General features: G+C 70.3%; 10 protein-coding genes. 4 read left to right on the forward strand and 6 right to left on the reverse strand.

Annotation, left to right across the window (positions count from 1 at the left end):
* Positions 1–267: 267 nt before the first annotated feature.
* The 4 genes from ACFQ36_RS05090 to ACFQ36_RS05105 all read right to left on the reverse strand — a co-directional run bounded on the left by ACFQ36_RS05090 (position 268) and on the right by ACFQ36_RS05105 (position 4,358).
* A complete protein-coding gene (locus ACFQ36_RS05090; RefSeq protein ID WP_377011268.1) occupies positions 268–1,200 on the reverse strand; it encodes an ornithine cyclodeaminase family protein in 933 nt (310 codons plus the stop codon).
* 164 nt (positions 1,201–1,364) lie between these two features.
* On the reverse strand, positions 1,365–1,694 hold the full coding sequence (locus tag ACFQ36_RS05095; RefSeq protein ID WP_377011270.1) for an MBL fold metallo-hydrolase: 330 nt from the start codon (positions 1,692–1,694) through the stop codon (positions 1,365–1,367).
* Positions 1,695–1,742: 48 nt separating this feature from the next.
* Positions 1,743–2,231, reverse strand: a complete 489-nt coding sequence (locus ACFQ36_RS05100; RefSeq protein ID WP_377011271.1) for a hypothetical protein — start codon at positions 2,229–2,231, stop codon at positions 1,743–1,745.
* 981 nt (positions 2,232–3,212) lie between these two features.
* A complete protein-coding gene (locus ACFQ36_RS05105) occupies positions 3,213–4,358 on the reverse strand; it encodes a flavin reductase family protein (RefSeq protein WP_377011273.1) in 1,146 nt (381 codons plus the stop codon).
* Between the two features lie 130 nt (positions 4,359–4,488).
* On the opposite strand from ACFQ36_RS05105, the gene ACFQ36_RS05110 reads away from it, so the two are divergent.
* The 4 genes from ACFQ36_RS05110 (at position 4,489) to ACFQ36_RS05125 (ending at position 7,467) form a co-directional block, all read left to right on the forward strand.
* Complete coding sequence (locus ACFQ36_RS05110) at positions 4,489–5,550, forward strand: LLM class flavin-dependent oxidoreductase (protein ID WP_377011275.1); 1,062 nt, start codon at positions 4,489–4,491, stop codon at positions 5,548–5,550.
* A 94-nt stretch (positions 5,551–5,644) separates the two neighbouring features.
* A complete protein-coding gene (locus ACFQ36_RS05115; protein WP_377011277.1) occupies positions 5,645–6,643 on the forward strand; it encodes a pirin family protein in 999 nt (332 codons plus the stop codon).
* Positions 6,636–6,974, forward strand: coding sequence for a GNAT family N-acetyltransferase (locus tag ACFQ36_RS05120; protein ID WP_377011279.1), 339 nt, complete (start codon positions 6,636–6,638; stop codon positions 6,972–6,974). Before ACFQ36_RS05115 ends, ACFQ36_RS05120 begins: the two co-directional genes overlap by 8 nt.
* Positions 6,975–6,978: 4 nt before the next feature.
* Positions 6,979–7,467, forward strand: a complete 489-nt coding sequence (locus tag ACFQ36_RS05125; protein ID WP_377011281.1) for a carboxymuconolactone decarboxylase family protein — start codon at positions 6,979–6,981, stop codon at positions 7,465–7,467.
* Between the two features lie 4 nt (positions 7,468–7,471).
* Here the strand turns inward: ACFQ36_RS05125 and ACFQ36_RS05130 are convergent, their stop codons facing one another.
* Both ACFQ36_RS05130 and ACFQ36_RS05135 read right to left on the reverse strand, forming a co-directional pair.
* A complete protein-coding gene (locus tag ACFQ36_RS05130) occupies positions 7,472–8,989 on the reverse strand; it encodes an acetyl-CoA hydrolase/transferase family protein (RefSeq protein WP_377011283.1) in 1,518 nt (505 codons plus the stop codon).
* Positions 8,990–9,075: 86 nt separating this feature from the next.
* Positions 9,076–9,733: ArgP/LysG family DNA-binding transcriptional regulator (locus ACFQ36_RS05135; RefSeq protein ID WP_377011285.1), on the reverse strand; the 658-nt coding region annotated here is incomplete at its 5' end.

Below are 9,733 nucleotides of genomic sequence, written 5' to 3' on the forward strand. Positions count from 1 at the left end.
CCGCATCGTGGGAGATCGGGAAAGCTGCTGCGGGATGGCCGCGGGTGCCCTTCAAGCACCGTGGCTTCCAGCGTCTCCCACGGACATACGTTGCCGTCGGACCATCTGCTGCTGCAGTCTAAGGGATGCTGCGAGGAAGGGAGCCGCTTGGTCTTCTGCACCTGGGGTCGTTGAGTACGAAGCGGTACAGGGACGGAACTGCCCGGATATGGCTCACGGGGCCGAGGTTTTCAGGCGGCTGGAAGTCCGGTTCCGGTGTCGTGAACCCTATCCCGGTGGGGCCGCAGCTTCCGGTGTACGGACCGACCGGGCGACGAGTCCGGCCAGTGCCCAGTCCTGGAGCGCCAACCCCACCGATTTGAAGACCGTCCGTGTACCCCCGGCCGGGGTGTCCAGGGCGGTGCCCAGCTCCTGGATGCTTTGCGGGTCCAGGACACCGGCGCCGACGGCGCCAATGAGTTCGCCGGCCTCTTTCAGGGCGGCCTCAAGGCTGTCGACCACCACACGTGCACCCAGCAACGCCTCCTGCGGTATTTCGCGCATGGAGGGCGTGTACGAGCCGATGCCGTTGACGTGGACGCGCTCCGGCAGGTCGGAGGCATTGAACACGGGCGTGCTTGAGGAGGTGGCGCAGCTGACGATGTCCGCTCGGCGAAGCGCCGGGCCCGGATCGGAAGCAGTATCGACCCCAAGCCCCGGCCACGTCTTCCGCACCGCTTCGGCCAGCCGTTCGGCGCTGCTGCCCGTCCGGCTTATCACCGTCAGATGTTCAAGGTTCCTCACGGCGAGGACGGCTGCGACCTGGTCGAAGGCCTGTGCTCCCGCGCCGATCATTACCATCCGGCGGCTGTCGACGGGGGCCAGCAGGTCCGTTGCCACGCCGGCGGCCGCTCCGGTGCGTATGGCGGTGATCTCGGAGGCATCCATGACGACCTCGCCTTCGGCGTCGGTCCAGACAATGACGCCGGTGATTGCCGGCGTCCGGTCGAGCCGGACCTGCAGCGTCTTGACCGCCGCCGAAGCGCTCGGGATGTGGTAAACGGGCATGACAAGCACCTGGCCGTTGCCGAAAGCCGTGCGTACCGGCGATATGAAGCGTCCCGCGGCATAGTCGCGAAAGGCCTCACGCACCGCATCGACGGCCGTGGGCATGCCCACCCTCTCCCGCGTCTCGGCGGCGTTCACAAACGTGATGCTCATCGCTGTTTCTCTGCTTCGTTTTGGCCTGTGCGGATCCCTTGGACGTGGCTCAGATGGGCACCCGGAATCCCTATCATCACCATCATCTTCGCAAAGCCCTGGCTATCGACGGGCGCAGACGGGCGGACGGACAACAGGGGCCGGGCCCGTTCCACTCCCGGAGGTCACCTCTGCTTCGTGCCCGGGCCCAGCTGCATGAGGTCCTCGCCGATGATCAGCTTGCCGCTGTAGCCCTTCCGGGCCTGCCGCCAGCCATGGACGGAGTTGTTGGACGGGACGAGGTGCGAGAGGACCAGGTTCTTTGCTCCGGCGGGGTCAGCCACGTCCCGGCCCACCTGCTCAATGGTCGTGTGGGACTGAAGCAGATGCTGCTTCAGCGGTCCGCCGATCTCCGGAGGCAGGCCGGCGGTCAGTTTCTCGGCGAACTGCGGGTCGATGACCTCGTGGACCAGGTAGTCGCAGCCGCGGGCCAAATCGATGAGGTTCGCACTCACGCCGGTGTCCCCGGAGACCACCACCGACCCGTCCGGAGTGTCGAAGCGCTAGGCGAAGGCGGGAGCGGTCGGGCGGTGGTCCACCAGCGTGGCTGGGATCTTCACGTCCCCGTCGTGCCAGACCTCGATCGGGGCCGTGAGCCGGGGCGGGATGCCCTCGGAGGTCACCGCCCAGTAGGGGGAGATGTCGATGTGGTGGACTTTGAACACCCCATCCGGGGTGCCGAAGTTGCTGTCCCGGGCGCGGTCGTTGAAGTCCGCGGCGAACGCCTGGCGCAGGTAACCCGTCATGCCCGTGGTACCGGGAGTGGGGTCCTGCGGGTTGAACACCGCAGGTTCCGGGCGTCCGGGCGGGAACACCCGGACCAGGCTGCCCCGGTTGCCGGGGCCGAAGACTTCGATGGGTCCCGGGATGGTGCGCCCGGCAATGTTCATGCCCCCGGTGGAGTGGATTGCAGGCCATTCGACGATGTGGTCGCTGTGCAGATGGGAAGAAGATGCCCCGGACCTGCGCCAGGGACGGGCCGCCGAAGGCACCTGAACCCAGTCCCGCCTGCAGCAGGCGCATGTGTGATCCGTGGCCAAAATCCACCAGATAGACCTTGTCCTCGTAAACTACAGCGGTGCACATGCCGTACCGCTGATCGGTCATCACGGCCGGGCCTCCTGTTGTGCCCAGCAGGACAAGCCTGGTCCGGTGCCGGCAGCCGGCAGCCGCCGCGGGGGAGGCCGCGGCAGCCGGCACTCCCGCCCCTGCCAGGCCCGCGGCTACGGCCAGTGTCCCGGCTCCCTGCAGAAAGGTGTGCCTCGATAAGGCGGGTGCCTGGGTTAGCGCCTTTGTTACTGCATCACACAGGTGTGCCCCTTCTGAAGCCAACAGCGTTTTCCGTGTCGGATTCGATCCGCGACCTGCCCGCGTCCGTCCCCTGAAGCCAACCCGGAATGTGCTGGCAGCTGTCGTGGCGCCTCTCGCGGAATGTCCTCGCGGAGCGAGGCGGGGTGTTGCCCAGGTCACGTCGGCACTTCGTCGCACCAGGTGAAACCGGAAGGGCCCGCAGGCAGAGAACACCCGCCCCATGTAGCAACCGGGCCGGAACCCGGTTCGGGAAGAGCCGGCCGAAGAGTTGGAGCCGGAATGGCGCCGGTTTCCCAAGTCCTGGACGGCGGTCGGCGCGGAACGTGCCGTGCATTCATTATCTGCCTGACCGGGCACCGAACCGCAGTCCTTCCCCCGCGGCCCAAGCCATCTTCCATGGCATTCTCACCGGGTCGCAGCGGGGGTGCATCGTCCGCGGCGTCACGGACGATGCTGTGGAGCCTGCGGCCGCAGGCGAATACCGGCCGCCGCCGGGCACGGTGGCATCGGGGCATGCGCCGGGGAAGGTTCTGCGTCGGGAACGGGGCCTGCTGCAGTGGAACGTCCCCGGGCCCCGGGGACGAACCGCGGCCGGTTGTCCATCGGCACCGTCGGACGAGGTGAGCGGGGCGGCCGGAACCGCCTGGTATCGGTGCCCCTCTTCACTGCGGGTATGCGGCCTCGGGTTCGTCCGAGGGTTTGGGCATCAGGCGCCGGGTGGCTTCGGTGAGCAGAACGTATCCGGCACGGCCATTCCCGGCCGGCGGTGTTCCCTTCTGAAGGCCCTGGCGGCCCGGAACATTTCCGCCGCCTCGGCCCGCGGGCGCGTCTGCATGACGGGAATTGCGGCTGAAGGAAAACAACACGCACTCGAAGCCTTCGTCCCTGTTTTGAGGCCTGGCAGGGCGCCACCGTGTCCACCCCCATCGCCGACATGGGTCGTGGGGGCCTCTTGTTTCCCCGCTTGCGCACAAACGCTTACGTACAAACAGGCGTCGGAAAAGCTGCCCCGGCCAGGGGAACCCGCCGGTCCGCTCCGGCCATGGCCGAAGCCCTCGGTGTGCGAGCGGCAGGTCCCCGGCACAGTGCCGGGACCTGCCGTATTTTGGCCGGGCGAAGGCCTGCGTGGCCAGCAGACGCGCCGCCTGGTCGGCGAAGGAGCGCGTCCGTTCGCCCGGGCCGGCGCCAGCACGCCGATGCCGTGGGCCGGCGGTAGCGCAGGCGCAGGACCGGCTGCGGACGGCCCCCGGCCTCGAGGACGGGCGTGGTGATCGCGGCGATGTCGTACTTCTTGTCCGGGTCCAGGCGGTCGATGTTGAAGTGCCGGGAAGACCCCGCTGGCTCAGTTCCGCTGGCGGGCCGGCAGGGGAGTACCCTGGCCGTAATCCACCACCGCGTCCGCCACCGATTCGCGCCGGCCCGGGCATCGGGGGGGGGGGGGGGGGGGGCAGCGACCAGCCGCGCTCGCGGGCACCGGTCGGGCGCCTGCGGTACATGGCCTTGTCCTCGTCGGTGGCGCCGAACGCCCGGCCGATCCAGGCCACGAAGGCGTCTCCACCCGGGCGTAGGGCGCCACGCCGCCCAGCCCGGCGGCCGGCTGCTCGATCCCTGAGCGCAGCACCTGGGCGCGGGGCACGACGCCGCCGTCGAGCATGGGGGCGCCGGCACAGCGCCTCCTGGTCGTGGGCGAGGATGTTGGCGGCAAGCGAGCGTGCCGTGCGCAGCTTGTCGAAGATGAAGGAGTTCCTGGCCGTCGGGAAGGCCACCGGCGGCGGATCCGGCGAAACCGAGGTGAAGGTGCCCGGCACCCCCCGGAAACGCAGCGGAAAACCGGGGCGGTTCCGGGGCGGTCCCAGCCGAACTTGACGGCATCAGCCAGACTGGTGTCTGGAAATACTGTCCGGACCGGGTCCGGATCCCGGAAGGCGGATGCACCCGATGGCACCAGAACCGGAACCGGAGCCGGCACCGCACCGCAAGCGCATCGGTTTCCTCTCCTTTGGACACTGGCAGGCGGTGCCGGGCTCCCGCGTGCGGACGGCGGCGGATGCCCTGCTGCAGAGCATCGAGCTGGCGGTGGCCGCCGAGGAGATCGGCATTGACGGCGCGTACGTGCGGGTGCACCACTTTGCCCGGCAGCTGGCCTCGCCGTTCCCGCTGCTGGCGGCCATGGCGGCGCGCACCAGCCGGATCGAGGTGGGGACGGCGGTGGTCGACATGCGTTATGAAAATCCCCTCTACACCGCAGAGGAGGCCGCCGCCACGGACCTGATCAGCGGCGGACGGCTGCAGCTGGGCATCAGCCGCGGATCCCCGGAGCCGGCCCTGCACGGCTCCGAGGCCTTCGGCTTCGTTCCGCGTGAGGGACAGACCGACGCGGACCTGGCCCGGGAGCACACCCGCCTGTTGCGCGCCGCCATCGCCGGCGCCGTCGTGGCCCGCGCCGACCCGCAGATGACCGGCAGCACCGGTGCGCTGGCGATCCAGCCGCAGTCCCCGGGGCTGCCGGAGCGGATCTGGTGGGGGTCGGGCACGCGCCGGAGCGCCCGGTGGACCGCCGAACAGGGCATGAACCTGATGAGCTCGACCCTGCTGAGCGAGGACACCGGCGTGCCCTTCGGGGACCTGCAGGCCGAGCAGATCGCCGTCTACCGGGAGGCCTGGCGGCAGGCCGGCTGGGAGCGGCAGCCGCGGGTCTCGGTCAGCCGCAGCGTCATCCCGATCACCAGCTCCGAGGACCTGCTGTACTTCGGCAGCCGGCAGGGCGAGGAGGACCAGGTCGGCTACCTGGAAGGCGTGGCCGCCCGGTTCGGCCGCACCTACACCGGCGAGCCGGACGTCCTGGCCGGGGAGCTGGCCAGGGACGCGGCGGTCCAGGCCGCGGACACCGTCCTGCTCACGGTCCCCAACCAGCTCGGGGTCGACTACAACGCGCGGCTGCTGGAGACGATCGCCCGGGAGATGGCGCCGTCGTTCGGCTGGCAGCCGGCAGGCCGGTGACGGGCCGCCGGCAGGCCGGGCGGCTGCTGCCCGGTACATTCCGGTGAATCGGGCATAGACTCGGCACAGGAGCTTCGAACCCTGTGAGGTGCGCATGAGCAATCTCGATCCCCACCCGCCCGAAGTGACCTGCACGGAGGCGGGCAACGTGCTGACCCGCACCGCCGTGCAGGTCCTGGCCCCGCGCGAGGTGCCGCTTGGCGGGCCGCGGGCCATGACCGTGCGGCGGACCCTGCCGCAGCGGGAACGGTCCCTGATCGGGGCCTGGTGCTTCGTGGACCACTACGGCCCGGACGATGTCTCGCTCACCGGCGGCCTGCGCGTGGCCCCGCACCCGCACACCGGGCTGCAGACGGTCAGCTGGCTGTTCACCGGCGAGATCGAGCACCGGGACAGCGCCGGCAACCACGCGATGGTCCGCCCGGGCGAGCTGAACCTGATGACCGCCGGCCGCGGGATCAGCCACTCCGAGGTGTCCACCCCGGCGACCTCGGTGCTCCACGGCGCCCAGCTGTGGCTGGCGCTGCCCGGCGGGGAGCGGTTCGCCGATCCGGGCTTCGAATACTACGCCCCGCCCGCGGTGGCGGGCGGGGGCTTCGAACTGCGGGTCTTCCTCGGGTCCCTGGCCGGCAGCACCTCGCCGGTGCGCACCTTCTCGCCCGTGCTCGGGGCCGAACTGCTGATCGACGCCGGCGCCACCGTCCGGCTGGCCCTGGACCCGGCCTTCGAACACGGCGTGCTGGTGGATTCGGGCACGCCGGCGGTCAACGGCCGGCAGGTCGGCCGCGGGGAACTGGGCTTCCTGCCCCCGGGCGAGGACGAAATCGTGCTGTCCGCCGCCGAACCGGTGCGGGTGCTGCTGCTGGGCGGGGAGCCGCTGGGGGAGACCATCGTGATGTGGTGGAACTTCATCGGCCGCTCGCACGAGGAGATCGTCCGGTACCGGGCCAACTGGCAGGCCCAGATCGGGGCCCGGCCGGTGGGGCCGGGGGTGCCGGAGGACGGCAGCCAGTTCGGCGCCGTCATCGGCAACACCCTGGATCCGCTGCCGGCCCCGGTGCTGCCGAATGCAAGGCTGCGTCCCCGTGGCTGAGCAGGCAGCCGGCGCGCCCGCCGCGCCCATCGAGGTCGTCCACAACCCCGAGCGGCACCGGTACGAGCTGCGCGGCGGTGAGGACGGGGATGCCGTCGTCGGCTTCACCAAGTACCGGCCGGCCGGGGGCAAGGTCGTCTTTATCCACACCGAGGTGGACGGGGCCTACGCCGGCCAGGGCCTGGCCTCGAAGCTGGCCCGGTCCGCGCTGTCCGACGTGCGGGACGCCGGCCGCCGGATCGTGCCGGTGTGCCCGTACATCGCCTCCTGGCTGCGCAAGCACCACGACTTTGACGACATTGTGGACTGGCCGGCGGAGCAGGAAGGTTGACGGATTGGAAACGTTGCACGGAGGCAAGCTGTACCTGGACAAGCAGCATCCGGCGGTCTGGCGCGGCCTGAACGGCTTGGCGCTAAAGGCCAAGGAGGCCGCCGAGGCGGTGGGGCTGAACCGGATCCTGATCGAGCTGATCAACGTCCGGGTATCCCAGCTCAACGGCTGCGCCTACTGCCTGGACCTGCACGTGGCGGACGCGCTGGCGGCCGGGGAAACCGCGCAGCGGCTCGCGGTGCTGCCGGCCTGGCGCGACACCGAGGTGTTCACCCCCAAGGAGCGGGCCGCCCTGGCCCTGGCCGAAGCGGTCACGGAACTGCCGGCGGCGCACGAGCTGGAGCGCGAGCTGGCCGAGGCCCGCACCCAGCTCAGCGACGACGAGTTCTCCGCCGTCAACTGGCTGGCGATCAACATGAACGCCTTCAACCGGGTGTCCATCGTCAGCAAGCACCCGGTGCGTCCGCGCCGGCAGGCGGCCGCGCGGCAGTAGGGCGTCAGCCGGCGGGGCGCATGCTGCCGGTCTCCACGAACCGCTGGTGCCAGGACAGGGCCTCGCCGAGCAGGTGCGGGGTGTGCCTGCCGTAGCCGTCGCGGCAGGCGCGGTCGAAGTAGTCCTGCAGCAGCGGCCGGTAGTCCGGGTGCGCGCAGTTTTCGATGATGCTGCGGGCACGCTGCTTCGGGGCCAGCCCGCGCAGGTCCGCCAGGCCCTGCTCGGTCACCACCACCATCGTGTCGTGTTCGGTGTGGTCCACGTGGCTGGCCATCGGGACGATGCTGGAGACCTGGCCGGCCTTGGCCGTGCTGGGGGACATGAACACCGACAGGTAGCCGTTGCGGGCGAAGTCCCCGGACCCGCCGATGCCGTTCATGATCCGGCTGCCGGCCACATGGGTGGAATTGATGTTGCCGTAGATGTCGGCCTCGATCATCCCGTTCAGGGCGATGCAGCCCAGCCGGCGGACCAGTTCCGGGTGGTTGGAGATCTCCTGCGTGCGCAGGATGATGCGCTCCCGGTAGTAGTCCACGTGGGCGTTGAATTCGTCCACGCCGGCGCGGCTGAGCGAGAAGGAGGTGGCGGAGGCCATCTTCAGCACGCCGTCCTTGATCAGCTTCAGCATCCCGTCCTGGATGACCTCGGTGTAGGCGGTCAGGCCCCGGTAGCCGCCGGCGGCCAGTCCCTCGAGGACGGCGTTGGGGATGTTGCCGACGCCGGACTGCAGCGGCAGCAGCTTCTCCGTCAGCCGGCCGCGCCCGATCTCGTGCCCGAGGAACTCCAGCAGGTGCCCGGCGATCTGCTGGGAGGCCTCGTCCGGGGGATTGAACGGCGAGTTGCGGTCCGGGGCGTCGGTTTCCACGATGGCGGCGATCTTGTCCGGGTCCACCCGCAGGTAGGGCTCGCCGATCCGGTCCTCGGGACTGGTCAGCGGGATCGGCTTCCGGTGCGGGGGCAGGGCGGTGCCGTAGTAGACATCGTGCATGCCTTCGAGCTCGGCCGGCTGGAAGCGGTTGACTTCGAGGATGACCGTTCCGGCCTGCTCCAGCCAGGTCTTGTTGTTGCCCACCGAGGAGGAGGGGATCAGCCGCCCGTCCTCGAGCACGCCGGCCACTTCGATGACCGCCAGGTCGATCTCGCCGAAGAAACCGAACCAGGTGTGCTGGGCGACGTGGCTGAGATGGATGTCGAGGTAGTCCAGCTCGCCGGCGTTGATCCGCTCGCGCAGCGCCGGGTCGGACTGGTAGGGCAGGCGCAGTTCCATGCCGTCCACCTTGGCCAGCGCGCCGTCGAGTTCGGGGGCGGTGGAGGCACCGGTCAGCACCCGGATGCGGAACTTGTCCCCGGCGGCATGGGCCGATTCCATCCGGGCCGCCAGCGCCTGCGGGACGGCCTTGGGATAGCCGGCCCCGGTGAAGCCGCTCATGGCCACCGTCATGCCGGGCCGGATCAGTTCGGCCGCCTGTTCGGCGGACATTACGCGCTCGAGCATGCGGGCATCGCGGATGCGGTCGTGCATCAAATTCCTCCGTCACAATTGTCCCCGTCCACCTTATGCCCCGGCGGCATAAACCACACACGTGCGGCGGCAGAAGCGCCTGCGGCTCACCGGCGCAGCTGGTCCGCCGCCGCCGTCCGCACCGCATCGGTGAGCAGGTCCAGCAGCGGCGAGCCGATCTTCCAGCGCTGCCAGAACAGCGGCACGTCCACCGGCGTTTCCGGGGCGATCTCGCGCAGCGCCCCGCTGCGCAGGTCCGCCCGGCACTGCTGCTCCGGCAGCAGCGCCCAGCCCAGGCCGAGCCGGACGGCACCGGCGAATTCGGCGGAGGCGGGAATATAGTGCCGGGGCGCGTCCAGGCTGCGTCCGGTCAGCTGCCGGAAGAAACGGTCCTGCAGCTCATCCTTGCGGTCGAAATCGACCACCGGGACGCCGTCGAGCCAGCCGCCGCCCGCGGCACCGGCGGGCCTCCAGTGCTCGAGGAAATCCGGGCTGGCCACGGCGCGGTAGCGCAGCGAGCCGAGGGCCTCGACGCTGCAGCCCTGGACCGGCCCGGGGGCGGCGGTCACCGCCGCCATGACCCGGCCGGCCCGCAGCAGGGCGCTGGAGTGCTGTTCGTCCTCGCGGTGGATCTCGAAGCAGGCGCCGGCGTCCCGGGGGATCCGGCCCAGCACCGGCAGGAACCAGGTGGCCAGGGAGTCCGCGTTCACCACCAGCGGCAGCACCGGGCCGCCGGCGGCCCCGCCGAGTTCCCGCGCGGTGTCC

Origin of the sequence: Arthrobacter sp. GCM10027362 (assembly GCF_042679445.1) — a bacterium.
Taxonomy (GTDB): domain Bacteria; phylum Actinomycetota; class Actinomycetes; order Actinomycetales; family Micrococcaceae; genus Crystallibacter.

What these genes read in the sequence shown, in the direction of transcription:
- ACFQ36_RS05090 (WP_377011268.1), bottom strand. Translation starts at nt 1,200, where the DNA reads ATGAGCATCACGTTTGTGAACGCCGCCGAGACGCGGGAGAGGGTGGGC.
- ACFQ36_RS05110 (WP_377011275.1), top strand. Translation starts at nt 4,489, where the DNA reads ATGGCACCAGAACCGGAACCGGAGCCGGCACCGCACCGCAAGCGCATC.
- ACFQ36_RS05115 (WP_377011277.1), top strand. Translation starts at nt 5,645, where the DNA reads ATGAGCAATCTCGATCCCCACCCGCCCGAAGTGACCTGCACGGAGGCG.
- ACFQ36_RS05130 (WP_377011283.1), bottom strand. Translation starts at nt 8,989, where the DNA reads ATGCACGACCGCATCCGCGATGCCCGCATGCTCGAGCGCGTAATGTCC.